Origin of the sequence: Pararobbsia alpina (genome assembly GCF_965118125.1) — a bacterium.
GTDB lineage: Bacteria > Pseudomonadota > Gammaproteobacteria > Burkholderiales > Burkholderiaceae > Pararobbsia > Pararobbsia alpina_A.
In genome coordinates, this window is sequence record NZ_OZ221288.1 from 2,636,888 (window position 1) to 2,661,689 (window position 24,802).

The following is a 24,802-nucleotide window of genomic DNA, read 5'->3' on the forward strand; positions in this document are numbered from 1 at the left end:
GGGCCTAAAGGTTTTCTCCGGAGTGACGTTAATTACTCAGACAAAGCCCGGGCGCGATGTTCAGGGCAAAGAAAAACACACATCAACGGGGAAAAGCGATGGATACGGTGTCCTGTCACGCCTGCGGCGAACAGATCGACAGCATGGCTCACGGCTGCCCGGGGTGCGGAGCGTCACAACCTGTCGTCGACAACGCGACCTTCGTTGAAAAGCTCGTGCGAACGCTCAACTGGTACGTCGTGGTGCTCAAGAAATATGCGACGTTCAGCGGTCGCGCGCGCCGCAAGGAGTATTGGTACTTCTATCTGTTCAACCTGATTATCGCGATCGTCCTGGGCCTGATGTCGGGACCGCACAGGACGGGTTTGCCTCTGGCGGGTCTCTATAACTTTGCCGTTGTGGTGCCCCACATTGCGGTCGGCGTCAGACGCCTGCACGACTCGGAGCACAGTGGCTGGTGGATTCTCGTGCCGTTCGCCAACCTGATTCTGCTGTGTCGCAAAGGTACGATCGGGAGCAACAAATACGGCGCGGATCCGATCGCCGGCTAAGTGCCTGGCGCGCCGTCTTAGTACCGCTTCGACGCATCACATTCACCGGTGCTGCCGTAGCCTTCGCAAAGAAATAGCTTGAGCCAGTTAATGCGTTGGCGCGTGCGTGCTTCGAGGCACGATGTGTACATCAACGGTGCCATCGATCCGCCTGACAATTCGCGTTGCCACGCGCACTCGCGTTGGGTCAATGTCGACCATTCATGTTGATTCGAATGGAAATCGCTGACGGAGTCGGGCGGCAGCGTTTTGTCGAGTTCGCCAATCAGTGTCTGGAGCTGATGCTGAGCCTTTGCGAGCTTTTCGACTGCGGTCTGCTGCATCTCGATCATCGTTGGGCCCGACGATGCAGGCGCGGCCAGCGAACCGGTACACGGGACAAAAGCGAGCATCGCCGCAACTGTGAGACGGATACGGGTCGTTCGATACGACGGCGTGAGAAGGGAACCCGCCGACTGCGCGGACTGAGCGGGTTCTGAGACTTTCCGTAACGCTAGATCTGCCCTAACCAAAGTTTGATCTCGTTTTCCCGGCGATTCGCGAGTCCCTGATTGAATACGCCACCGGCCTTGTTCCATTTCCGCATATCGTCCGGCACTTCGTTGAGGACATTGTTATTCAGGTCCTTGAGTGCCGAGCTGCCATGAAATCCATTGATGCCGATATTGAAACAGAAAGCCACAAGGGCGTCGAACTGGTTCTGACTGACCGCGACTTCGACGGCCTCGTTGATGGCGTTCTCATAGGCATGCAGATCCGTCGCTAGCAGGCCCTGAACCTGGATGGCGGTGAGGCCGTGGACGTAAGGCACCTGGGTGCCATCAATCATCAGCATGCCCGATGTTTTTTCGGTACCGGTCAGTGCGTGTCCGACGCCGATCGTCGCGACACCGACGCCATCGTCGTAGACCTGCGTCTTGAATCCTTCCCATTGCGTGAGCAAGCCGCGACCGTGGTCGCTCATTTGCATTCCCATCGTTGGCCTCCGTGCAGTGAGTGAGCCACGCACGGCGTGATCGCGGGCAAGTTTGCGGCATCCAAGCCCGAAGTCATCCGGCGCGGCTGGTTGGTGCGATATTGAATCGCGGTCTAATCATGGGTGAACACGACGCTTCCGACGCCGTGTGCTGCGCGCAGGCCGGCATCGTTCAAGCATGCTGCATCGAGCCTGCCGGCAGATCGGGGCAGGGCATTACCGAACATAGGTCAGCGAAGAGGCTTATACAAGCGCACGATCGCGCGCTCGGTCTTGCCGCTTAAGTCGCCTAAGTCGCTTAAGGCACTAAGGACATTTAGGAGATTGCATTCGCTGATCTTGCCTACGTCGCTTTGTTCGCGTCCTTTTCCTGGGCAAACAGGCTCCAGCTCGCCATGAACAGCGCGGCGATCAACGGACCGATCACGAAGCCATTGATGCCGAGCACGGCCATGCCGCCGAGTGTCGAGATCAGGATGACCCAGTCGGGCATGCGCGTGTCCTTGCCGACCAGGATCGGGCGCAGCAGATTGTCGATAAAGCCGATGACGAAAACACAGAAGGCGACAAGGATGATGCCTTTCGCAAGATGACCCGTCGCAAGGAAGTAAAGCGCGGCCGGTGCCCAGACGATTGCGGCACCGATGGCAGGCAGCAGGGAAAGGAACGCCATCAGCACGCCCCATAACAGGGCGCCCTGAATGCCGAGGATGGCAAAGATAATGCCGCCGAGCGCACCCTGCACGGCCGCGACGACGACATTACCTTTGATGGTGGCGCGGGCCACCGTGGTGAACTTCGCAAGCAGGAGCGTCTTGTGCTCGTCGTCAAGCGGGATGGCGCGTCGAATCAGTCGGCTGATATGTGCGCCGTCCCGTAGCAGAAAGAAGACGAGATACAGCATGACACCGAGGCCGACGATGAACTGGATCGTGTTCTGGCCGATGAGCAGGGCCTGCGCACCGACAAAGCGGCTGATCTGCGCCGCGCCCTCGGTGAGGCGTTGCTGGACGGCCGAGATATCGTGCACGCCGAACTGCGATAGCAGAGACTGAGACCAGCCCGGCAGGATATCGACGATCTTTCCGTAGGACGCTGCGATATCGATCTGCCCCGACCGAACCTGGTCGATGGCGGTGCTGACGTCTTCCACGAGGCGCATCACGATAAAGATCAACGGAATGATCACGAGCAGGACGGCGATCAGCAGCGTGATGATGGCGGCGAGATTGCGGTGATTGCCCAGACGCGCGGCGACGCGACGCTGCACCGGATAGAAAATGAGTGCCAGCATCACGCCCCAGAACAGCGCGCTAAAGAACGGCAGAAGCACCCAGGCGAGTCCGACCGTGACGATCAGCAGGAGCAGATGAAACGCGTGACGGTGCAGGTCGTTGTTGGTGTCGGGGGTTTTCATGAGCCGTTGGCCGGTGGAGCGAGCGCCGCATGCGTCGCGCTCGGAAATTGAAGTTGTCGTGCTTCGTTGATGTCGTCACCGCCGCCGTGACGACTATCACCGTGACTCGAGTATCAGGCCATTGCCGGTCCGCTCGCCATGGAGCTTGTCTACACGGGCGAAGCGTGCGGTTCCGCATTGGGGTCAGGCACAGCAATACTTATTCCCGGTCAAAGTTAACACGGGAAGTGCCGGATGCGCGAATCATCGTTGGGGTCGACGCGATCGCGGATGTGCTTGATGCCGCGATGTCAGTGAGGCGGGACGTATTGGAGGATGTTGCTCGAGGCCTGGTGCTCAAACATGGAGCGGGCTTTGAGCCGCTACGTACCGCGCTGGGAATCGATTGAGCGGGTCGTGTACGTGCTTCCGCGGCTCTCGCGCGACGCGTATTCCTTGCGCCGGGCAAGAGCCGTCCTACACCTGCTTTAGTGTTGCGGATCGAAACCGAAGCCGGCGTCCGGCGTGAACGACACGCCGCGATAGACTTCACCGAAGCCTGCGTCGCGCAGCGTCACGAATTGCGAGCGCTGTGCAACCGTCGGATTCGTGTTGCTGACGATATCGCGCACGACGACGAGCTTGTTCGGATCGGCACCCGTATCGCCGTTACCCGAGATCGTCGACGTCATCGCCCAGATATAGACCGAGCCGTCGCGATAGACGTGACCCGTCAGGTTACGCAGACCATCCGTTGCGGGCGACCAGGGCAGGTTCGTGCCCGGGTTCGTGCCTTGCGGGTAGCCACGCACCGTGTACGGCGTGCCGAGGTTGAGCCCCTTTTGCAGCGTGTAGGCCAGCGACCACGTCTTCTTGCTCGCGTTGTAGACCCACTTTTGCAGACCAGCCGTCGTTTGCGCAGCCGCGTGCGTGTAGAGGTCCGTGCCGCCCGTGTAGCCATCGCCTTCATCCGCGACGTAGAGCGTGTTCGCATCGGCAAACCAGACGCCGAACGGGAACGCCGTCGTCGTGGCCGACTTGTTCGGCGTCGTCGGGAAGCCCGCGAGGATACACATATTGTTGGGCAGACCCGCCGTCTGAAGCGTGGCAGCGTCGTAGCTCAGAGCCGACGACGGCAGCGGTGCGTTCGCAGCCGGGACACCGACGCCGTTCGGGCAGGCCTTGCCCGTCGTGTCGACGAAGTAGACCGTGTTGACGCCGTTGCTGCCGCTGCCCTTCGTCATGTAGACGACGTTGTTGAACACCGTCAGGCCGCGGAAGTTGTCGTCCTTGCCGATCTTGTCTGCCTTCGCGCCGAGTTCCGTCACCGAGAAGCTTGCCAGCGGCGCGGGCGTACCCACCGTCTGACTTGCTTCGCTCGTGAGGACTTCGTTCACGAATTGCGTACCTGCGCCAAGGATGATGCCGTTCGGTTGCGGATTGGCGCCGTTGCCGGCGTTACCCGTCGTGACATAGAACGGGTTCTTGCCGCCGTTGAGCAGGATCGCAGCGCGGCCGTTGTTGCCGCTATAGGCGTTTGTTTCCGTGAACGTGAAGCGGCCGTTTGCGTCGACGCGTGCGACAGCGCGATAGAACGACTGGCCATCGGGGTTCGTTGTGTCGACAGCACCTGGCGTGTTCGAGTTCGACACGTCGATCGCATTGATCGGCGCGACATAGCCCATGAACGTAAGGTACTTGCGATCGCTCGACAGATTCAGCGCGAGTTCCGACTTCGAGCTGAAGCTCGTTGCGAGGTGATCGTGCGAGAAGTTCTCGTTCGTCGTGTTCGGCACTTCGATCGTATTGATCGGCCAGCCCGTCGTCGTGATCTGATCGAGGAAGATCTTCGACGTGATGCCGAAGGCCGCATCGTACGTGTCGTCGTTCCAGACGAACGGATAGGTGCCGTCATACGGCGCGCCCGTCGAGGCGCTGCAGCCACCCGTCGTTTGGGCGCATCCGGGTGGGAGCACCGTACCGACAGTCACGTTCGACGACTTGTTGTCGTAGACGCTACGCGAGATGACCAGATTGCCCGGGAAGAGCTGGGCGCCATGACGGCCGCCGAAGTCGTCGGCGTCCGCGAGTGCCGACGTGCTCACGATGGCGAGCGATGCCGCTGCGGCGAGCAGCTTGAGCGTGTGTGCTTTCGTTTTTGACTGCTGGGGATGTTGCCGGGTGAACCGATTCAAGGACTGCGATGCGACCAAGCCTTTGCCCTGTTGCATGTGCGTCTCCATCTATTGGGGGATTGTTCTTGAGGGGGACTACTCGGTACAACCCGAAAACGTTAACAGTGCGAAGTGATGAATGCGTGACAAAAAAGGTAGCGCGGCGGTATTGATTGCACGCGTTGAAATATGTCTTGAAACAAGGGGGATTTGTTGCGCGCCTAAGGGTTTCTTAAGCTTCACGGAGAGATGCTATGCGGTTTTTCTTGCGGAAAGTGTGTCTGCGTGAAAAACGAATTGCTTTCGTTTTTGTGCGAATGAGTCAGGCCTGTAAGGTGTTTGGTAATGAAGGGCGTTTGCCAGTGCGTGCGGCGCTTGTGTCGGGCCGCTTGGCTTCCGAACGCGCTGGCTGCCAATCCGGTCCCGTTCGTGACCCGGAAGCTTACGACGTTGCTTCCGACCCCAGTCGTTCGGAATGCGCTTGCAGTCTTGAGGACCGTTATCGGCCACGGAACGAATGCTTAACGTTTGTGGCCGACTGGCTTGCGCTTTACTTACGCTTACTGGCCTTGTACGTCAGATACGTCACCACCGCGTCAAGATCGGCGTCGCTCAACATATCCTTCGAGAAGCCGGGCATCTTCATGTCGGGCCACGAGCGAATCGACTTCGGGTCACGGATGTATTGCTTGAGCGCCCACGGCTTGAAGTACTCGGTCGGGCCGTGCGGCAGGTTGAGATCCGGTGCGATCGACGCGTCACCGGCGCCGTTCATCTTGTGACAGGCCATGCATTGCGTGGCGACAACTTCCTGACCCCGTCGAATCGGCGAGTTGGCGGACACTTCACTGCCGACGGCGATCTGGGGCCATTTCGTCGCACGCGACTCGACCGCGCGAATGGAGTCGACGCGATACGGCCATTGTTCGCTGTTCACGTGCGAAGCGGACGGGTTGATCCAGACCACATAGAACGCGCCGATGGACTGACCGTCGTTTGTTTTCGGCCAAGGCTTGTCGGTGGGTTCGATGGCGAGCCAAGGCACGGCGCCTTTGCCCGAGGTGTCCTTGACGAGCGACGCGGGCAGGTTCGTCACGAAGCCGTCAGTGCCAGTGATCTGGAGGTCTTCATCCTTGCGCAGATTGGCGATCCCCGGCAGCGCCCGAAGCGGCACCGCGCGATACGTCATGGTGCGGTTATAGCTGACGTCGTTGGGGACCTGAATCGTTGCGGCGTCCGGACGTGCCAGAAGCTGTTCGGTGGTCAGGGTGGTAGGTGTGCCGGTGTCGAGTTTGAGATCGGCAGCGAACGTTGGCGTGGCGCTGAAGAACGTCGCCGCGCAGGTCAGGGCGGCGAGCAGGGTGAAGGCTGGTTTCATCGAGGTTTTCACAGGAAGCGAATCGTAGGGCGGAAGCATGGTATTCGAATTCCTCGACGGATATGTGTATCAGTACAAGTCACTCTTGATCAGTGAGTAGACCGCAGCCGGGTAGGAGCGGCCCTTGAGTTGTAAGCGGCTCCTTGCGACGCACTCGAATTGGGCGCCAGCTTTCTCGGCAGCGCGCCGGCTTGCCGTATTGGGTTCGGAACCGGAATAGCTTACCCGTGTTCCCATCTCTACCGACGCATTGAAATCCGTGCAGACGCAGGCCGCTTGTCTGCGGCGGCCACGGACAATCCGACAACGCTTGTGCGACACGCCGCGGTCAACTCCGACGCAACCGCGCCCCGTTGTCCGGCACTCGCCACTGCGCATTCACCGCCCCCTGGAACGCTTCTCGCTGCACTGCATCACGACAGCTGTGACCCGTCGGTGCCGCTCTCCGTCGACATCGCACGGACATATTTCTATTGAAGTGAAATGCCTTCGACGACCGATCCTGGTCGCGGCGGGCGCAGCGTCTTTGTGTCTTTCGCCCATCCCTCTAGCAAGGTGACGAAATGGAAGAATCCCAATTGATCGCCGTCGGCGCTCAAGCAGCCGAGTCGTATCAACGCCAGGTGTTCGAAGCGTCTTCGAAATTCGCGCAACGCCTCACGGAACTCAACTCGCGTGCGTTCGAACGTGCGTCGAACGAGCAAGTCGCGGTCGAGCAGGAAGCACGCGCACATATCGAGCCCAGCGAGTTGCTGTCGCTGCAAAGCTCCAATCTCTATGCGTCGCAGGCAAAGTGGTTTGCTTATCTCTCTCACGCAACGGAGATTGGACTGGGCTTCTGTGAGGATGTACTCGCCGCTTTCAATCAGTCGTATTTCAGCTTCTACAAAACCACGCGCGACGAGCCTGCACAACTCGTCAGCGAAGTGACGGAAGGCGCATGGAAGTCCGTTCAACCAGCACGCCGCGCTGCAAAGCAGGCGATGGCGGTGGTTACGCCGGATGAGTCAGGCTCGACGACGCATTGAGCTATAGCGTCGAGCTGAATCATTGAGCCAAAGCATTGCGCTAACGGAGTGTTGGCATCGCGACGTCGGCTTCCTCGACGCCGCGATGCGTCCTGCCGGGGGACTCTGGCTGCTAACGCGCCTTCGCAGCCTTTGCTCCCTTCGTCGCTCCCCCTCCCGTTGACTTGGTGTTGGCCTTGAGCTTGGCCACATGTTCGCGAATCTGCTGCGCTTGCTGGGCAACGACCTCATTGCTGCCGTCGTAGTGCCCGATCTGCCGGTTCGCCAGATCGATGGTCACCGAGTCGTCGGGTGTTTTGGTTTGCGTGCCATCCGACGCAGGGTGATATTCGATCCGCAACTGCGCGCTGTCGACGACGATACGCAAGTACCCATAGTTCTGGTCGTCGTAGTTCTCGAGCGTGACCTGATCGGTCGTCGCTGTCTTGGTCTGAATGATTGTCGGCGCCCGCAACGGCGATTCGCCTTTCGACGTCAGCCGCTGAACGTTGTGTCCGCCGTTCCCGCAGACGATGTACGGAATCTGTGTGCCGTCGGGACGCAGGCGTGTAAAGCGCTGGTAGTTGTGCGCATGGCCGGCAAGATCGGCATGCGGCCACACGCCGACCTTGTCGCAGATCGTGTCGATCTGCTTCTGCATATCGACACTCCAACCGTGGCGGCCGCGTGCAACGTACGGAGGATGATGATGTGCAAACAGCAAGGCGCCCTTGAACTTGTCGCTCTTGACCCGGTTGAGCGCCGCTTCAAGAAACGTCAACTGGCTGTTGCCGACGTAGGTGCCGTCGTCTGAAATGACGCCAGGGTCTTCCAGCACATTGCTGTAGAGCGCAATGATCCGTACATACGGCGCCTCGAACGTAAAGAACACGCCAGGCTGGATCTGCGCAGTTCTCGACAGATTGCCCGCGTCGGGCGACACCAGGAAGCCTTGTTTGCAATCGGCACAGAAATTCCGATAAAACGCTGACAGACTCTGGGCGTTGGCCAGCGGTGACACCATGCCGTCGTGATTGCCGGCCACTGCAAGTATCGGTGCGTGATAGTCGCGGTACGGTTCGTAAAACTGGTCGTAGTAGTACTGGCTCTCGCCAAAGCTATAGACGATGTCGCCGAGCAGGAACGCGAACTTGGGGACATCGCTGGAGTCGGCTTCGTCAAAGTCGCTGACAAGCTTGTCGGTCACCTCGTTTTGTGTCTTTGGTCCTTTCGTGCTGCCGCAATCGCCTAAGGCATGAAACACGATCTGCTTGTTCGCATTGATCTCATCCAGCACGGTCTTGTTGTTCGCGACAACGTCGGCGTAGGTCAGGGTCGGCTCCGGTACACCGCGCGGCGCATCGAACGGCATCGCGTGGAGCTTGTGCTCTTTGTTGAGCTCGTCGATCTCCGTATAGGCCGGTGTATCGGAGGCATGCTTGATCGTGAATTTGGTCGGATCGGCGGTCGGTTGCGGTTGCGAGAACACCGGACCACTGAGCTGACGAGGCGCAAGCTGATGTGGCGAAGGCGAAGGCGAAGGCGAAGGTGACGGAGATGGCGAAGGAGATGCGGGTGGTTGCTCAGGCGGCGGAGTGGTTTTGGACGATGCACCTTTACCGTTTTTCTTCGAAGTGCCGTTCGACTTGGTCGCCATAGCGCGTGCTCCATGGTGTGGACGGGGACGTCCAAGAACAATAGATAGCGCCGGCGCTGATATCAAGCCAATCTCCGGCCAAGATCAAGTCCTTATCGGCATACAAGATTTCAACGCGTTCCTTGTTCGTCTTTGATGCGTCACCGCGCGGAAGTCGTGCTATTGAATTGTGTCGACGCAAGCAGGTTGCTTGAGAGCGCCGGACTTTGACAGAGCCTAAGGAAAGCGGGCACTCACGATCCGGCGGCCCTGAAAACAGCTTAACGGCGGCGATCCGTGTCGTGTGCCTTAACGGGGGTCACACTTTCGACACATATCGCCGCCGCCCTCACCCGATCGAGTCGGATGCCATCTGGCGTGGATCAAGCTGCGTTCATCTTCAAGAGGCACGGCGCGACAAAGACCTTGCCCAGTGTGACGTCTCGAATCGTCTTCGAAGCCACCACCACCCAAAGCACACCGAGTGCGGCGGCCAGGCCCAGACCCATGAACTCGAACGCGCTGAAGTGCGTGACGCGATAGAGGGTGAAGGTCACGATCGTGAACACACCAAGGGGGAAGGTGAATGCCCACCAACCCAGGTTGAACGGGAAGCCTTCACGGCGATAGCGCAGAACAAACAGCACGGCCATCGCAAGCCACCAGAGGCCAACGCCCCAGAGCATCAGACCACCGATCACACCGAGATCACGGGCCACGGTCGCGACGCTTTCGAGCGCGGTGCCGGCAAACGCGGCGGGTGCGTTCTGGCCAAGCGTCAGCAGACCCAGCGCGCCGGTTCCGATCGGGCCAAGCGTGAGCCATGTCGAAGCACCGAGGTCACGATGCGGCAGCTTGTGAATCACCAGGCGGAAGAACAGCATCGTCAGGACCGAGAAAGCAAGCGGGACCGACAGCGCCCAGAGCACATAGCCGGAGCCGATCAGAAAGCGTGCGGTCTCCACGGGCATATGCGAAGCCAGCGTCGATGCGGTCGTCGCGGCCACTTCGGGTGCGACGATCGGCAGCAGCAAGACGGCGGTCACGCGTTCGAATGCGTGCGATTGTTCGGTGAACATCACGTACGGCACGCCGATCGCCACGGCGATCGAGAGCACGGCGTCGAACGCCCAGAGCCCAAGCGCCAGCGAATGAACCGATGCACCGAAGTGCGGTTCTGCAAACAGGGCAATGCCGTTGATCAGCGGAGCCAGGCCCATCGGAATCGTACCGAGGAACATTGACTGCACGGGGTGATGCAGCATCGGGCGCATGGTTTCGGGAAACAGGACCCAACGGGCCAGGAACATCAGCGCGAACGTGAACCACAGCACGATGTCGGCGACCCAGAGGGTCAGCGCCAATGCGTGTTGGCCTTGAAAGTGAACTGGCAGGCTTGCAAGCACGAGAAATACGATGCCGGTGCCCATCGTCGAGGCAAACCAGTTCGGCGTGAAATTGCGGATCTTGTCGAGAAACGGATGCGCAGCTGCAAACCCGGGAGCGGCTGCAGCGGTGGAAAAGGCGTTGGTTTGGGTGTTCATCGTCGTCCTCGTCTTTGAAGGAACGGATTGGATGACTGCAATGTAGGCTCGGACGCGATATAGTAAAAATACATGTTTTATATCCAAGCAATGCCTTTGAGATATAGACGAGTGCTTACAAAAACCTGTCACAACGTTCTGGCCCGTCGTTGAGGGGAGTCGAAGCCTCGCGCCCCGGCTGGAAGCTCTGTCGTTGAACTCCACGCACCTGCTCGATTGCGCAGGCATAGACACTCCATGAACTTCACCCACCTTGCCGCCTTTCTCGCCGTCGCCGACACGGGCAGCGTGACCGCGGCCTCAGAGCGCCTGCATGTGAGTCAGCCCGCACTCACGCGCGAAATCCGAGAACTCGAGGAGCGCATGGGCGTGCCGCTTTTCGACCGCATGCCGCGTGGCATGCAAGCGACCGAGGCTGGGCGCCTGCTGGCCGACTATGCAAAGCAGATCTTTGCGCTGGCGGATGCCGCGGAAAACGCTGTGGGTGAATTCGCAGGGCTCGCGCGTGGTCAGCTCGGCGTAGCGGCGAGCCGCACGATTGGGGAGCATCTGCTTCCAGGCGTGCTCAGCGAATTCCGCAGGCGATACCCCGGCGTCGTTGTCGATGTCGCGGTCTCAAACACGGAGCGCGTCGAGCACACGGTGCTCGCACAGGAACGACAGATTGGTTTGATTGAAGGCCCGTTCGATCATGAGACCTTCGATGCGGTCGTGGTCGGACACGACGAATTGATCGCGGTTGCAGCGCCGTCCCATGCGCTCGCGCGCAAGCGTCGTCTCAGCGCCGAGGAGATCGGTAAAGCGGAACTCGTGATGCGCGAAGCAGGCTCTGGCACGCGCAAAGTTGTCGAAGAGGCTTATGCGTCCCACAAGATCGCCCTGGAACCCAAGCTATCGCTTGGCAGCTCGGAAGGGATCAAGCGTGTGCTGTATCTCGGCGAATCGGTGTCGTGGGTTTCGCGGCACGCCGTCGCGGATGACCTCGCAGCTCGCAAGCTTGTCGAGTTGCAGGTGGCTGATCTCAAGATCGAGCGCGACCTCAATATGATCTGGCGCAAGGCACGAGGCTTGAGTCCAAGCGCACGTGCATTCAAGGCGCTGGTTGAGGATCGTTTTCGAGCGACGTAGTCATCCGCACGACACTCGCCTCTCCTTTAACGCTCAATGCAGCAACGTATTGTGCGTACATTTGGCGCTGTCCGCGTGCATCTTTTTCAGCCTATAGGCACCACGGTAAAAGCGCCCGATTTTCATACCGGGCTGCCGCGCTCATAGCACGCGTTTAAGTGTCGGCCTCAGCACGAATCGCCATATTCATATCGTTCTAAATCGTTTCTAAGTTGGTGTGAGGATTGTTATCGTGCGATCCCACTGAGCCGAGTAAATGAAACTGAATCTGTTTCATTTGCCCGGGACATAACAGGGGTGGCGACAAGATCGCCGCGGCAACTGCACACCAAACACAATGAATCCATATTCGACTCGGCTTATCAAGCTGGGCAGGCTGGTGCTCGCCTTCGCGTTGTCACATCAGGCCATTGCTTTCGCACAATCGACCGAACCCGCAGCGCCGCCCGCGTCCGCCAGTCAGGCGACCGATGCGTCAGCGCCGACACCTACTCCCGGCACTTCGAACTCCACGTCCGATCTCGGTCGCGTCGTTGTCACAGGCTCGCGCATCCCGCGTGCCGAGAAAGAAGGTGCGACAGGCGTAACGGTCATCACCAGCAAGGATCTCGAAGATAAAGGCTATAAGAGCGTTTACGACGCGCTTGAAGCGCAGACGCAAAACACGGGCTTCACGCAAGGCGCGGACTACGGCAACACGTTTACGCCCGCTGCGAATACGATCAGTCTGCGCGGGCTCGGGCCGAACCACACGCTGGTGCTGATCGACGGTCACCGGGTGGCCGACTACCCGATCGCCTACAACGGCAACGTGAATTTCGTGAACCTCGCGAATATCCCGACGGCGTTGGTGGATCGAATCGAGATCCTCAATGGCGCGGCATCGGCCATCTATGGTTCCGATGCTATTGCCGGGGTCGTCAACATCATCATGAAGAAGCACGCGAGCGGCCTCGAGATCAATCTCAAAGGCGGCATCACCGACCATGGCGGTGGGTCGAATGGACGCGTGCAGATCACGGGTGGCAAGGATTTCGGCGATCTGAGCACGGTCTTCGGCATCGAGGTCAGCCGCACCAATCCGATCTGGGCGACGCAGCGCGACTTCATGTCTTCAACGACACTTGAAGGAGAAACGCCGACCGCAGTCTGGTCGCAACGGAATCTCGACTCGGGACAATATGTCGGATCGAGCACTGCATGTAACGCGCTTGGTAGCATCGGTGCGTTCGGCGGCACCGTATCGACGGTGACATCTAAGAGCGGTACGTATTGCGGCAGCGGACGCGCACAGCCGTCGTACTGGACGACGCAGACGGCCAACGATAGCGAGAATCTCTATGGCGGACTCGAATATCGCTTAAGCGACAAAGCGACACTCTTTGGCAATGCGTCGGTGGCCTGGAATCAGACCAAGAACAATACGCGCGGCCCGAGCTGGACATCGGCGGCGGCCACCACGGGTTACTTCTTTGACCAGAACACGGGTGCCAACGAAGTGTGGACTCGCCGCTTTGCACCCGAAGAACTCGGCGGCGCCTCGGTCTGGGATAAAGAGTGGAACGACACCTTTGAAAACGTCGTGCTCGGTGCGCGCGGGCAGATTCTCGACAGCAGCTGGAACTATGAAGCGTCGTACAGTGCCTCGGCCTATCAAAGCCGTGCAACCGTGCCGCGGTTGCTAACGAGCATTGACGACTACTACCTGGGTCCGCAATTGGGCACCTCTGCGGACGGCGCGCCGATCTATGCACCGAACGCGAGCCGCTTCGCAACGCCCCTGACGCCGGCGCAATTCCAGTCTTTCCTCGCCGAGTCGGCAAGCCAGAACAACACCTGGGAACAGACGTTCAGCCTGAGCGCGAACGGAGACCTGTTCCGTCTGCCCGCCGGCATGGTTCGCGCGGCAGGTGTTGTCGAATACGGCACACAAGGCTTCAGCAATACGAACGACCCGCTGGTCAACGAAGGTGCGTACTACAACGTCGGCGGTGCGGAGAACGCGAGCGGCGATCGCTCACGCTATGCGGCAGCGCTGGAACTCAGCATTCCGATCCTGACGAATTTGACGGCAAGCGCAGCAGGCCGCTTCGACGACTATCAATACGGCGGGACGAGTGCGAGCAAGTTCACGTACAACCTCGGTCTCGAGTTTCGACCGGTCAACGCGCTGTTGCTGCGCGGCAGCTATGCGACAAGCTTCCGTGCACCGGACATGAACTATCTGTTCCAGGGTAAGACGAAGGGCTACTACGAAAGCACGACGGACTATTGGGCGTGTAATCAGGCAGGTGAGCCGCTGAGCAATTGCGAATTTGCGAACGTCGCGCCGGGCTCCAACTATGTTCAGACGGGGAACACGAATCTCAAACCCGAGAACGGAAGATCCTGGGGAACGGGCTTTGTATGGTCGCCGAGTTCGGAATTCGATATCTCGGCCGACTACTACAACATTCGCATCAACAACCTCGTGACTGTTATCGACGCGGACTCGTTGTTGCGCACCGAAGCCAGCTGCCGCGAAGGCACGCTGAATATCAATTCGCCCGACTGCCAGGACGCGTTGACGCGCGTCGTGCGCAACCCGCTCAACGCGGTGTTGAATCCGGGCGCGATTAATTACATCCTCGTCAATCCGATCAACGCGGCAATGGAAAGCACGAGCGGCTTTGATATCGGCGGCAAGTGGCGCATCCGTACGCAAGGCTATGGCACGTTCCTGTGGACGGCGAATTTCACCAAGGTGCTCTCGCACAAGTACCAGCAATATTCGAATGGCCCTGTACAGGACCTGTTGCACTCGTTGTCGAACCCGACGGATAACCCCGAGTGGCCCGACAAGCTGATGGTGAGCCTTACCTGGTCGATCGACAAGTGGACGACGACCGTGCAGGCCGAGCGCTACGGCAAGGTACCGAACTCCGCGCAGACCGCTTATCTGTCGCCGACGACCCTGGCAAACCTAAGCGTCAATTACCAGTTCACAAAGAACACGTCGTTAATGCTGATCGTCAACAACGTGCTCGACACGATCAAGCACGACGACTCGGCGGGATGGCCGTACTACGACGTTGGCTACTACATGCCCTACGGCCGCGCGTTCTGGCTTGAATTTGATCACCGTTTCCAGTGATCGCAAACGCTACGTTATGCTCCTTGGTCGCGGCGCATCGATCGGGGTTGGGTATAGATGCATCAATGCTGCATGGAATGATGATCCGGATATGAAAACACGAATTCAAACGACGGCCTTGCTGGTCGGCGCAGCGCTCGCTTCCAGCTTCACACTGGCTACGTCGAGTCACGCGGCCAATGCGCCGTCGGCGACGTCCGCACCTGTAGCGGCAGCCCCTGTGCATTTGCCGCCGGGAATCAACTGGCAACAGGGCGATGTCGATGCCGCCTTTGCTTTGGCCAAGTCGACGCGTAAACCCTTGTTCCTCTATTGGGGCGCTGTCTGGTGCCCGCCTTGCAATCAGGTCAAGGCGACGATCTTCAGCCAACAAGCCTTTAAGGATCGGGCGGCGCTATTCGTGCCGGTCTACGTCGACGGCGATAGCGCAAGCGCACAAAAGCTTGGCGAGAAATTCAAGGTCCGCGGCTATCCGACGATGATCTTGTTCAGCCCTGATGGGACGGAGGTCTCGCGCATCCCGGGAGAAGTGGACTTTGACCGCTATATGCAGGCGCTCGCGCTTGCGATGAATGCGACGCATCCGGTGCGGCAAACGGTGGCAGCCGGGCTTGCCAACGGCGCCAAGCTTAGCGACGGTGAATGGCGCATGCTGGCCGACTATTCGTGGGACCAGCAAGCCGATCTTCCGATCGCGCAAGACAAGGTGGCCGTCACGCTGCAGACGCTGTCAAAGCACGCGCAGGCGAACCACGCTTCCGACGAGGCGCTGCGTCTTGAGCTCGAGGCAGTCGCGAGTGCGGCACTGTCTCAACCGGCTCAGACGGGTACGCTGGACAAGACAGCAGCGCTTGCGACGACTCAGGCCGTACTTGCGGATGCAAAGCTGGCCCGGGCCAATTTCGATGTTGTCGTGAACTACGGGCCGACGATTGTCGCGTACCTGACCCAGCCGGCGACTCCGCAACGCACGCAGCTCGCGTCACAGTGGGACGCCGCGCTTCACACCTTGTCGGCCGACACGTCGATCTCCACGACCGATCGCCTGTCCGCGGTCGATGGTCGGGTCGAGCTCGCGAAGCTCGACGTGCCGAAGGGAACGCCCTTGCCTAAGTCGCTGGTCGATACGGTGCGAGAGCAAGCCGCGCTGGCCGACAAGAGCACGACGAACGCGTTCGAGCGGCAGTCGGTCATCGATGCGGCAGCTGACACCCTGGCCGACGCGGGCCTGCTCGACGACTCCGATCGCCTGCTGACCGCGGAGCTTAAGCGCTCGCCCGCGCCGTACTACTTTATGTCGGGGCTGGCACGCAATGCGAAGGCGCGTGGCGACACCGCCGGTGCGCTCAAGTGGTATCAGGCCGCATACGACGCATCGGAAGGTCCGGCCACACGCCTGCGCTGGGGCGCGAAGTATCTTGCCGGTGTGATTGACCTCGCACCGAACGACGATGCCCGTGTCGAGCAGATTGCGACCGGCGTGATCAGCGAGATCTCGCAGACGCATGACGCGTTCTACGGCGCGAACCGCGCCGCGCTCGATCGCGTGACCACAGGCCTGGCAAAGTGGAACGCGCACGGCGCGCATCGCGCAGCGATCGATAAGGTTGCGTCGGAGCTTGGCGGCGTCTGCGGCAAGCTGCAGGCAAACGACCCCCAACACGCAACGTGCGAAGGGTTGCTCCGGTCCGTCGCGGTGAAGCCGGTCGCTTAACGGCCTGTCGGCTATTTCGCCTTGTCGTGCTCAGCCATGCCGACGTCCTTGTAGTCGTACGTTGGGTAGAACTCGGTCTTGTAGACGCCCCATGCGGTGTCTTCGAGCACGCGATTGACTTCGCGGATCCGTGATGCGGGCAATCGAAGCACGACGACCTGGCCGATCCCCATTGCGACGGTCCAGCTCACGACTTCGATGCCGGGCGGCGGAAAGGCCTTATAAAAGCCCTGCTTGGATAGCTGAGCATTCAGTTCGCCAAGCGGGCGCGATTGATCATGCCGCAGGAAAATCGTCAGTAGCACGGCATTGTCGGGCGTGGCCGTGGCCGAGCCGACCTGTGGCGATGCGACGGTTTGGGCTGAGGCCGCCGTCGGGATGATCGACAATCCCGCTACGGCGAGCGCACCGAGCAAAGCGGCTTGACCACCGATCCGGCGTGCGGTGTGACTCAACGTACTGATGCAAAACATCGGCATGAATGACTCCTGGTTGATGAGGCCGTTTTCGATTGCGAAAGTCGAGCAATGCTATCTGTTTTTTTTATCGTCTGACCACGCGTTTGCGTGCCGTGTCGCGCGCGTTTTGAAGTCAAGTGGTCGAAGCGTGAATTGAGATTCCTCTCCCAGGTTGCTGATTTTGCGCTGTAATTTTTGCGATTCCGTGATGGGTGCGCGCCGATTCAGCGTGCGTACCCCTCGCTTAAAACCTCGCCTTTGGCGCGCCATTTACCTTTAGTCGTCCTAGCGACACTCTTCTTTGATGCGTGCTTGTTGCATATATTGGTACGCGCATCGACATCGCGTTCCGAGTGCCACACGTCACTGTGTGGGGACCCTGCACGCGCGTATTTCACTGAAGACAATGACTGGAGACAAACATGGCTCGACTCAGCAGGGCAGGGTGGGTAATACGCCGCAAAAGAGCGCTCAGGACACGAGCGACCTCGCGAAGTCTATGGGCACGCGTTGGTATCGCGATCGTTGCGATGCTCTCGCTTCTCGTCATATCGGGGCTGCCATCGAATGCGGTGGCCTCATCGTCGGGCAGCACCGCGACGGGCCTTGCCAATCTTCCCGCGGTTCTGCCTGCGATGAACTGCGCTGCCGTCACGAGCCTGGACCTCAGCGGCGTCACGGACGGCACGGTGACCATTACGTCTGCAACAGTGCTCGCGGCAGGCACAGTGGTCGGCCAGAACGCACTTCCTGCTGCCGTATGCGATGTCAAGGGAACGATCGGGCCCGGTGCATCGTTGTTTGAACTGCAACTGCCGACGCAAGGGTGGACGCAACGTTATCTTCAAGCGGGTTGTGGTGGCTTGTGCGGAAACCTGTCGGTCAATGCACCGATGGCATCGACCTGCGTGCCGGTCACGGACGGGCAGATCGCGATGGCCGCAACGGATATGGGCCACGAGGGTGCCAATGACGGTTCATGGGCCGTCAGTCCTCAAGCAAAGATCGATTTTGCCTATCGCGCTGAACATGCGACGGCGCAAGTCGCCAAGGCCATCATCAACAAGTTCTATGCGCGCCCCGCGAAGTACGCGTACTTCGACGGATGTTCGGATGGCGGTCGTGAAGCACTGATGGAAGCACAGCGCTATCCCGACGATTTCGACGGCATCGCAGCCGGCGCACCGGCCAGCGACCTGATCGTGCAGAACACGTTCCACCACGCGTGGGGAGCTGCAGCGAACATCGATCCGAAGACCGGCAAATACATCCTGCTCGCAGGCAAGTTGCCGCTGGTCCATGCGGCCGTGCTTGCAGCATGCGATGGCCTCGACGGCGTCGTCGATGGCGTGATCGACAACCCCGAAGTCTGCCACTTCAATCCGTCGACGATGCTCTGCAAGAAGGGCCAGGACCCTTCGACGTGTCTTTCGCAGGCGGAAGCCGATGTCGTGCGTGCGATTCACGATGGTGCGACCGACGCCAATGGCATCCATCTGGAACAACCGATCTCGCGTGAGTGGGGCGGGGAATTGAACTGGAGCCTGTTTGTGCCCGCGACAGCGGACGGACCGAGCGGATCGATCATGTTCGTGATGCCGTTCTTCCAGTACCTCGACTACTTCAACGGATCGAAGACGACGTTTGCGTTCAGCGACTTCAAGTTCACGCTTGAGAACTTCCTGAAGACGATGCCGGTGTCTAGCTATCTCTCGGCCACGGATCCGGATCTGAGCCCGTTCGCGCGTCACGGCGGCAAGCTGCTGATGTGGCACGGTCTTGAAGACCAGCACATCACGCCGGAAGGGACCATCGAGTACTACGAGCAGATGAAGTACGTGATGGGTGCTGACAAAGTCGATCAATTCACGCGGCTCTATCTGTTCCCGGGTGTCGCACACTGCGGTGGCGGTGAAGGCCCGAATACGTTCGACATCATGACGACGGTGATGGCCTGGGCTGAAACGGGCACGAAGCCGGGCAAGATCGTCGCATCGATTGTGAATTCGAGTGGCCAGACGACGCGTACACGTCCGGTGTTCCCGTATCCGTCGGTTGCGCACTACACGGGTTCAGGCAGCACCGACGATGCGTCGAACTTCGTTGCATCGACGCCGTCGCAGGACCCGCGCCTCAATCTGCATTGGGCGGGCGAATGGCTGTATTCGCCGGGCTATGAGTCGTGGTGCCAGGCTCAGGGCTCGACGCTCGTCTGCAAGGGCGGCAATGGCTGGAGCGATTATCACCGTGCTCAAGTCGGCTGGAACGACAACCGTGGCCAGGGAGGCAACGAACACTAAGCGTTGCTGATGCTCGCTCAGGCGATCGCTTGAGCGAGCTTCGGCGCACGTGCATGCACGACGTGCTGACGCATGGAATCAAAGTGAGGCGCAAAGCATCACAGTAGGTGCGTCACGCCCGCCCGCGCAGTTTCAGTGTGTTCTTCAGGAAATTGGCTTTCCGGCACGTTGGCCCTTTCGTGCGTTATTCCTTTTTCCCTTTAGCCCTTTAGCTCTGCAGTCCTTTATCCAAGATAATTCGCCCGAATATCGTCAAGCAGTTTGATCCCCTCCGGACGCCAGTTCAGGTTGTCCTGTGTCATGCGGCTCGATGTCGGATTGTCGATCATGGCAAACGGTCCGATCCAGCCGAAATGCGCCGCGGCCTCTGCGGGGGCGATGCTCTTGACTGGCAATCCCAGGCCTTCGCCAATGGCGGTCATGATGTCACGCATCGGCACGCCTTCTTCCCCGACCGCATGAACGGGCGTACCGGCTTTGCCGCTTTCAAAAGCGAGCCGGAACAGTTTTGCAGCGTCGAAGCGATGAACCGCAGGCCACCGGTTGGCGCCTTCACCCACATAGGCGGCCACACCCTTGTCTTTGGCGATCTGCACGAGTCGCGGCACAAAGCCGTGATCGCCCGCGCCGTGCACCGTGGGGGACAAGCGCACCGCAATGCCACGCACGCCACGTTGCGCCGCGGACAGCACGACGGCCTCCGTGGCACCGCGCGGTGAGGTCATGGCATCCGGCGCGTACGTATCGTGCTCCGTGCCAAGCCGTCCATGCGGCAGCATGGCCGTACCGGAGGCAATCACCAGAGGCTTGCCTGATCCTTCAAGCGCGTTGATGAAAGATTCGACGACGTGACGATCGGTGGCGATCGACGCGTGCCAATTGGCAAAATCGTGAATAAACGCCGTGTGAATGACGCCGTCGCATGTCCGCGCCGCTGCGGCGAGGTCTTGCGCGTCGTTGAGGTCTCCACGGTGCACGTCAATGCCGACTCGCGCTAGAGTATCGGCAGCGGCGTCGTTTCGCGCGAGACCCAATACGTTGTGTCCGGCTTGCAAAAGCTCTCGTACGACGATTTGGCCGATAAATCCTGTCGCGCCTGTGACGAATACACGCATTCCTTTCTCCTTGATGAATCGAACGTCGGTCGGTGCATTGTCGGGCGCACGGCACGATGCGAAAAGCCGGGAACGTATACTGTTATGAGCGTTAACACCCTTCCGGATCCCGTAGCGACACTCGGATCTTTTCTGCGCGACCGGCGTTCAAAACTGCAGCCCGGGACTGACGTTCAAGGGCGTCGTCGCACGCCGGGGCTTCGGCGCGAAGAAGTCGCGGCGCGAGCCCATGTCAGTGTGGTGTGGTACACGTGGCTCGAGCAAGGTCGCGGCGGTCCGCCATCGAGCGAAGTGCTCGAACGGCTCGCCATCGCGCTCGAACTCGACGCGACGGGCCGCGAAATGCTGTTTCTGCTGGCACAGCAGCGTTTGCCGCCCGTGAATCCGGTCGAGCTCAGGCCGATCTCCCCCGCATTGCAAAGCGTGCTGGATGGCATGCCCGCGAGCCCGGCAATCGTCAAGACGCCGACGTGGGACATCGTCGCCTGGAATCAGGCCGCGATGGCCGTGCTGACCAACTTCACCGTGCTCGAGCCTCGCGAACGCAATGTGCTGCGGCGCATGTTTTCCAATGCCGAGGTTCGCGCGGCATTGCCCGACTGGGAAGAGGTCGCACGGCTGGCCATCGCCGTGTTTCGCATCGATGTGGCGCGCACGGGAGGCAGTCCTGAAGCTGTCGAGCTCGCCGCCGAGCTGCACGAAAGCAGCGAAGACTTTCGACGGCTATGGGCAGATCAGGACGTCCGCGATCACGGGGTAGGGATCAAACGTCTCACACACCCGGTGCTGGGTGCACTCGAACTCGACTACTCGACGTTCTCTGTCGATGGAGCGGACGGGCTAAGCATGGTGGTCTTTACGCCGCGTTCGACGGAACAGGCACGCGCCATCAGCGCGCTCATTGCAAGCCAAAAGACGCACATCGCGTCGTGACAGATATGCGCCCGGCCATCTGACCGGGCGACGATCGTCCGCCCGCCCCACTGCATAAGCGTTCGCGCTCCGAAGGAGCGCCTTCCTCATTTTCCGCACCTGCACAAAAAACGTGAGCAAAAAGTATCGGTGGCCTCCCGCGTTTTGACGTAGTGGACCGATATATCAGAGGGCTACATTGCGGGCACTGTCCGCGGTTGTGGTGCTTTCCAGCCGGCGGATAGCCACACGTTGGAAAGACAATTCAACCAGGAGACAGCTGTGAAGACTTTCCGCTTGACGGCGGTTTGCGCTCTTGTCGGCGCGGCCCTTCCGTTTTCCGCCTTTGCACAATCGTGCAACGTGCCCGTCCTTAAAGTGCTTGCGCAGAAGAGCCTTGGCCTGACGGTCATGGAGAAATCGCTGCCGGCGTATGAAAAGAGCAGCGGCACAAAAATCGAAATCAGTTACTTCGGCGAAAGCGATCGTCGCTCGAAGTCGCGGCTCGATGCCTCGACGGGCGCGGGCTCGTATCAGATCTACTACGTTGACGAAGCGAACGTGTCGGAGTTCGCTTCGGCCGGCTGGATCGTGCCGCTGCTCAAGTACTACCCGAAGGAAGCGGACTACGACGACTTCCTGCCGGGCCGCCGCGCAATCGCGAGCTATAAGGGTGTGGCCTACTTCGCCCCGCTGATCGGGGGATCGGACTTCCTGTTCTATCGCCGCGACATCCTCGAAAAGAATCACATGCAGCCACCCAAGACGCTCGACGAAATGGTGGCCGACATCAAGAAGCTCAACGCACCGCCGAATCTGTACGGATGGGTGGCTCGCGGGCAACGTGGCTCGGGCATGAACGTCTGGCGCTGGGCGCCGTTCATGCTCGCCGAAGGCGGCACGTGGACGGACAAGAACCAGGAGCCGGCCTTCAATTCGCCGGCCGCGGTCAAGGCGACACAGCTGTACACGGACCTTTTCAAGTACGCGCCTCCGGGCTCTGCGACGTATGACTGGAGCAATGCGCTCGAGGCGTTCCGTTCGGGCAAGGTCGCATTCATGATCGAGTCGACACCGTTCGCCGACTGGATGGAAGACCCGTCGAAGTCGAGCGTCGCGGACAAGGTCGGCTATTCGCGTCCGCCTTCACCGTTGCCGTCGGCCGCTTACGGTCATGGTCTGGCGATTTCGGCAGTTGGCGCCAAGGACGAGTGCACGCGTCAGGCCGCGGGCAAGTTCATCGCCTTCGCGACGGGCAAGGAACAGGAGCAGGCCCGTTTGCGTGACAACGTGTTCAGCGACTACAACCGCACGAGCACCGTTCAGAGCGACTACTTCCAGAAGCACGTGAAGCCGCAGATTCTTGCGGGTCTCAACGATACGACGCCGGTCTCCAAAGTCACGTTCTGGCCGAGCCCGCAATGGCCCGACATCGGCGACAACCTTGGCATTGCGCTAGAAGAGGTCTTTACGGGCACGCAGAAGGATATTCCGGGCGCGCTGAACGATTCGGTGCAGTACGCCCAGGACGCGATGGAGCACGCCAAGAAGTAGGCGAGTACCTCGCGAATGCCGTACGGATGACCTGCGCCGACGCACATCAAGGTAAGAGTCCGCGGACGCAGGACATCCTGTTCTTAAGAAATCGACTCGATGCGATCTGTTACCAGGCAGATCGCACATCGCTGGAGATGTGAATGTTCAATCGCGGAAAAACCAGCCTTCCGTATGTGTTTCTCGGGCCGCCGCTCGTGGTGATGGCGGTGTTGGGTCTGGTGCCGACGATCGCTGCGATCAACCTGGCGCTCAAGAACCGGGTGCTGCGCTACACCGACAGCCACTATGTGTGGTTCCGGAATTTCAGCCGGCTGTTCGAAGACCGCCGTTTTATCAACTCGATCGAAGTCTCGGCCATTTGGGAACTCGTGACGGTGCTCGGCGCCGTGATCGTCGGCATCCTGCTGGCGATCTATCTGTTCGAGCATGTGCGCGGCAAGCTGCGCAATGTGATCACGCTGCTGCTGATCGTGCCGGTGCTGTTGCCGCGCGTGTCTGCGGCGTTTATCTGGAAGTTCATGTACTCGCCGCTGACCGGCATTCTGAGCTGGTTGCTCAGCACGCTCGGCATCAGCGACACGGCTTTTTTGTCGGACCCGCATTGGGCGCTCTATGCCGTTGCGCTCGTCGACATCTGGCAATGGGGGCTGTTCTTCTCGGTCGTCGTGCTCAAGCTGCTCGAAACATTGCCGCCTGAACCACTCGAAGCCGCACGCCTCGACTATGCGGCGACATGGCAGGTGTACGCCTACATCGCCGTGCCGATGCTCAAGGCGCCGATCATGAGTCTGGTCTTCATCAAGATGGTCGAATCGCTGCGCTCTTTCGACTTGATCTACGTGATGACCAAGGGCGGCCCCGGCATCTCGACTGAAACGCTCGATATGTACGCGTATTCGCAAGGGATCGGGCTATCAGGCAAGGTGTCGTACGCATCGAGCATGGCTGTGCTCATGATGATCGCAACGACGGTGGTCTTCACGTTTATCTGGAAGCGGGTCAACAAATGGGAAGACTGATATCTCGAAGCTCCGTGATCGTGTTCGGCGTGGCACTCGTGCTCGTCGCCGTGTTCCCGATTTTCTGGGCGTTTCTGAACGCGTTGAAGAACCTGCTGGATATTGTCACGCCGACGCCACGCTTTATCTTCACGCCGACGCTCGACAACTTCCGTCAGGTGGTGTCGAGCCCGGAAGTGCTGATCAGCCTTGGCAATAGCCTGTCGATCGTCGGCACGGCCGTCGTGCTCGGCGCGTTGCTCGGCGTGCCGGCTGCGTATGTGATTGCGCGCTTCCATGTGCCGGGCAAACGCGATATCCAGTTCTTTCTGCTCTCGCTGCGCTTTTTGCCGCCTGTTGCGGTGGCGATTCCGTTGATTGCGATCTGGGTCGATCTCGGTCTCTACGACACGCGCTTTTCGATGATCGTGACGTACCTGCTCACGACGTTGTCGACCATCACGTGGCTGTCGATCCCCGTGTTTCAGCGTATTCCGCGGGAAATCGAAGAAGCCGCGACGCTCGATGGCTACGGACCGTATGAAGTGTTCTGGCGCATTGCGATGCCCACGAGCGCGAGCACGCTGATGGGCGGGATCATTTTCAGCTTCGTGCTGGTGTGGAACGAGCTGATGATCGCGCTCGCGCTGACTTCGTCGCGTAGCGCAACGTTGCCCGTGGTCGCGTCGGCCTTCACATCGCTGGGTCAGGAAGTGCCCTGGGGCGTGATCAATGCATCGACCGTATTGCTCGCGCTGCCCCCGATTATTTTTGTCGGCGTTCTCAGCCGGCTGTTGAATTCAATGCTCAAAGGCAAGTAAAGGA

Annotated in this window: 19 protein-coding genes; 10 read left to right on the forward strand and 9 right to left on the reverse strand. The window is 59.8% G+C overall.

Annotation, left to right across the window (positions count from 1 at the left end):
* Positions 1 to 98 precede the first annotated feature (98 nt).
* Positions 99 to 551, forward strand: a complete 453-nt coding sequence (locus ACMFWR_RS29775; protein WP_413195971.1) for a DUF805 domain-containing protein — start codon at positions 99 to 101, stop codon at positions 549 to 551.
* Positions 552 to 568: 17 nt separating this feature from the next.
* On the opposite strand, the gene ACMFWR_RS29780 is transcribed toward ACMFWR_RS29775, so the two are convergent.
* The 5 genes from ACMFWR_RS29780 to ACMFWR_RS29800 form a co-directional block, all read right to left on the reverse strand.
* Positions 569 to 1,129, reverse strand: coding sequence for a lysozyme inhibitor LprI family protein (locus ACMFWR_RS29780; protein ID WP_413195972.1), 561 nt, complete (start codon positions 1,127 to 1,129; stop codon positions 569 to 571).
* On the reverse strand, positions 1,045 to 1,515 hold the full coding sequence (locus ACMFWR_RS29785) for a lysozyme (protein WP_413195973.1): 471 nt from the start codon (positions 1,513 to 1,515) through the stop codon (positions 1,045 to 1,047). The genes ACMFWR_RS29780 and ACMFWR_RS29785 overlap by 85 nt, the downstream gene beginning before the upstream one ends.
* Positions 1,516 to 1,870: 355 nt before the next feature.
* Complete coding sequence (locus tag ACMFWR_RS29790) at positions 1,871 to 2,944, reverse strand: AI-2E family transporter (protein ID WP_413195974.1); 1,074 nt, start codon at positions 2,942 to 2,944, stop codon at positions 1,871 to 1,873.
* 467 nt (positions 2,945 to 3,411) lie between these two features.
* Entirely contained in the window at positions 3,412 to 5,154 is a 1,743-nt protein-coding gene (locus ACMFWR_RS29795) for a hypothetical protein (RefSeq protein WP_413195975.1), read from the reverse strand.
* A 493-nt stretch (positions 5,155 to 5,647) separates the two neighbouring features.
* Complete coding sequence (locus ACMFWR_RS29800; RefSeq protein WP_413195976.1) at positions 5,648 to 6,475, reverse strand: c-type cytochrome; 828 nt, start codon at positions 6,473 to 6,475, stop codon at positions 5,648 to 5,650.
* Between the two features lie 563 nt (positions 6,476 to 7,038).
* Between ACMFWR_RS29800 and phaP the strand changes: the two genes are divergently transcribed.
* Positions 7,039 to 7,503: a TIGR01841 family phasin gene (gene phaP / locus ACMFWR_RS29805; protein WP_413195977.1), complete on the forward strand. Its 465-nt coding sequence runs from the start codon at positions 7,039 to 7,041 to the stop codon at positions 7,501 to 7,503.
* Between the two features lie 112 nt (positions 7,504 to 7,615).
* On the opposite strand, the gene ACMFWR_RS29810 is transcribed toward phaP, so the two are convergent.
* Positions 7,616 to 9,139, reverse strand: coding sequence for a metallophosphoesterase family protein (locus ACMFWR_RS29810; protein WP_413195978.1), 1,524 nt, complete (start codon positions 9,137 to 9,139; stop codon positions 7,616 to 7,618).
* A 362-nt stretch (positions 9,140 to 9,501) separates the two neighbouring features.
* Positions 9,502 to 10,662 (reverse strand): TDT family transporter, encoded by a 1,161-nt coding sequence (locus tag ACMFWR_RS29815; protein ID WP_413195979.1) that lies wholly within the window; start codon positions 10,660 to 10,662, stop codon positions 9,502 to 9,504.
* 237 nt (positions 10,663 to 10,899) lie between these two features.
* Between ACMFWR_RS29815 and ACMFWR_RS29820 the strand changes: the two genes are divergently transcribed.
* From ACMFWR_RS29820 to ACMFWR_RS29830, 3 genes are all read left to right on the forward strand, one after another.
* Positions 10,900 to 11,790: a LysR family transcriptional regulator gene (locus ACMFWR_RS29820; RefSeq protein WP_413195980.1), complete on the forward strand. Its 891-nt coding sequence runs from the start codon at positions 10,900 to 10,902 to the stop codon at positions 11,788 to 11,790.
* A 337-nt stretch (positions 11,791 to 12,127) separates the two neighbouring features.
* The gene (locus ACMFWR_RS29825) at positions 12,128 to 14,923 is read left to right on the forward strand and encodes a TonB-dependent receptor plug domain-containing protein (RefSeq protein ID WP_413195981.1); all 2,796 of its coding nucleotides are present in this window, start codon (positions 12,128 to 12,130) and stop codon (positions 14,921 to 14,923) included.
* Positions 14,924 to 15,014: 91 nt separating this feature from the next.
* Entirely contained in the window at positions 15,015 to 16,637 is a 1,623-nt protein-coding gene (locus tag ACMFWR_RS29830) for a thioredoxin family protein (protein WP_413195982.1), read from the forward strand.
* A gap of 11 nt (positions 16,638 to 16,648) precedes the next feature.
* Here ACMFWR_RS29830 and ACMFWR_RS29835 read toward each other — a convergent pair whose 3' ends face one another.
* Positions 16,649 to 17,110, reverse strand: a complete 462-nt coding sequence (locus ACMFWR_RS29835; RefSeq protein ID WP_413197386.1) for a hypothetical protein — start codon at positions 17,108 to 17,110, stop codon at positions 16,649 to 16,651.
* Between the two features lie 407 nt (positions 17,111 to 17,517).
* Between ACMFWR_RS29835 and ACMFWR_RS29840 the strand changes: the two genes are divergently transcribed.
* Complete coding sequence (locus ACMFWR_RS29840; RefSeq protein ID WP_413195983.1) at positions 17,518 to 19,395, forward strand: tannase/feruloyl esterase family alpha/beta hydrolase; 1,878 nt, start codon at positions 17,518 to 17,520, stop codon at positions 19,393 to 19,395.
* Between the two features lie 224 nt (positions 19,396 to 19,619).
* Here the strand turns inward: ACMFWR_RS29840 and ACMFWR_RS29845 are convergent, their stop codons facing one another.
* Positions 19,620 to 20,510 carry an SDR family oxidoreductase gene (locus ACMFWR_RS29845; protein ID WP_413195984.1) on the reverse strand — a complete coding sequence of 297 codons (891 nt, stop codon included), beginning with the start codon at positions 20,508 to 20,510 and terminating at the stop codon, positions 19,620 to 19,622.
* An 84-nt stretch (positions 20,511 to 20,594) separates the two neighbouring features.
* Between ACMFWR_RS29845 and ACMFWR_RS29850 the strand changes: the two genes are divergently transcribed.
* From ACMFWR_RS29850 to ACMFWR_RS29865, 4 genes are all read left to right on the forward strand, one after another.
* Complete coding sequence (locus ACMFWR_RS29850; protein ID WP_413195985.1) at positions 20,595 to 21,443, forward strand: helix-turn-helix transcriptional regulator; 849 nt, start codon at positions 20,595 to 20,597, stop codon at positions 21,441 to 21,443.
* Positions 21,444 to 21,704: 261 nt separating this feature from the next.
* Positions 21,705 to 22,976, forward strand: coding sequence for an ABC transporter substrate-binding protein (locus ACMFWR_RS29855; protein WP_413195986.1), 1,272 nt, complete (start codon positions 21,705 to 21,707; stop codon positions 22,974 to 22,976).
* A 143-nt stretch (positions 22,977 to 23,119) separates the two neighbouring features.
* On the forward strand, positions 23,120 to 23,998 hold the full coding sequence (locus ACMFWR_RS29860; protein WP_413195987.1) for a carbohydrate ABC transporter permease: 879 nt from the start codon (positions 23,120 to 23,122) through the stop codon (positions 23,996 to 23,998).
* On the forward strand, positions 23,986 to 24,798 hold the full coding sequence (locus ACMFWR_RS29865) for a carbohydrate ABC transporter permease (protein WP_413195988.1): 813 nt from the start codon (positions 23,986 to 23,988) through the stop codon (positions 24,796 to 24,798). Before ACMFWR_RS29860 ends, ACMFWR_RS29865 begins: the two co-directional genes overlap by 13 nt.
* Positions 24,799 to 24,802: the final 4 nt, after the last annotated feature.

Coding starts and splice junctions, on each gene's coding strand:
- ACMFWR_RS29775 (WP_413195971.1), top strand. CDS start 99: ATGGATACGGTGTCCTGTCACGCCTGCGGCGAACAGATCGACAGCATG.
- ACMFWR_RS29780 (WP_413195972.1), bottom strand. CDS start 1,129: ATGGAACAAGGCCGGTGGCGTATTCAATCAGGGACTCGCGAATCGCCG.
- ACMFWR_RS29785 (WP_413195973.1), bottom strand. CDS start 1,515: ATGAGCGACCACGGTCGCGGCTTGCTCACGCAATGGGAAGGATTCAAG.
- ACMFWR_RS29790 (WP_413195974.1), bottom strand. CDS start 2,944: ATGAAAACCCCCGACACCAACAACGACCTGCACCGTCACGCGTTTCAT.
- ACMFWR_RS29795 (WP_413195975.1), bottom strand. CDS start 5,154: ATGCAACAGGGCAAAGGCTTGGTCGCATCGCAGTCCTTGAATCGGTTC.
- ACMFWR_RS29800 (WP_413195976.1), bottom strand. CDS start 6,475: ATGAAACCAGCCTTCACCCTGCTCGCCGCCCTGACCTGCGCGGCGACG.
- phaP (WP_413195977.1), top strand. CDS start 7,039: ATGGAAGAATCCCAATTGATCGCCGTCGGCGCTCAAGCAGCCGAGTCG.
- ACMFWR_RS29810 (WP_413195978.1), bottom strand. CDS start 9,139: ATGGCGACCAAGTCGAACGGCACTTCGAAGAAAAACGGTAAAGGTGCA.
- ACMFWR_RS29815 (WP_413195979.1), bottom strand. CDS start 10,662: ATGAACACCCAAACCAACGCCTTTTCCACCGCTGCAGCCGCTCCCGGG.
- ACMFWR_RS29820 (WP_413195980.1), top strand. CDS start 10,900: ATGAACTTCACCCACCTTGCCGCCTTTCTCGCCGTCGCCGACACGGGC.
- ACMFWR_RS29825 (WP_413195981.1), top strand. CDS start 12,128: ATGAATCCATATTCGACTCGGCTTATCAAGCTGGGCAGGCTGGTGCTC.
- ACMFWR_RS29830 (WP_413195982.1), top strand. CDS start 15,015: ATGAAAACACGAATTCAAACGACGGCCTTGCTGGTCGGCGCAGCGCTC.
- ACMFWR_RS29835 (WP_413197386.1), bottom strand. CDS start 17,110: ATGTTTTGCATCAGTACGTTGAGTCACACCGCACGCCGGATCGGTGGT.
- ACMFWR_RS29840 (WP_413195983.1), top strand. CDS start 17,518: ATGGCTCGACTCAGCAGGGCAGGGTGGGTAATACGCCGCAAAAGAGCG.
- ACMFWR_RS29845 (WP_413195984.1), bottom strand. CDS start 20,510: ATGCGTGTATTCGTCACAGGCGCGACAGGATTTATCGGCCAAATCGTC.
- ACMFWR_RS29850 (WP_413195985.1), top strand. CDS start 20,595: ATGAGCGTTAACACCCTTCCGGATCCCGTAGCGACACTCGGATCTTTT.
- ACMFWR_RS29860 (WP_413195987.1), top strand. CDS start 23,120: ATGTTCAATCGCGGAAAAACCAGCCTTCCGTATGTGTTTCTCGGGCCG.
- ACMFWR_RS29865 (WP_413195988.1), top strand. CDS start 23,986: ATGGGAAGACTGATATCTCGAAGCTCCGTGATCGTGTTCGGCGTGGCA.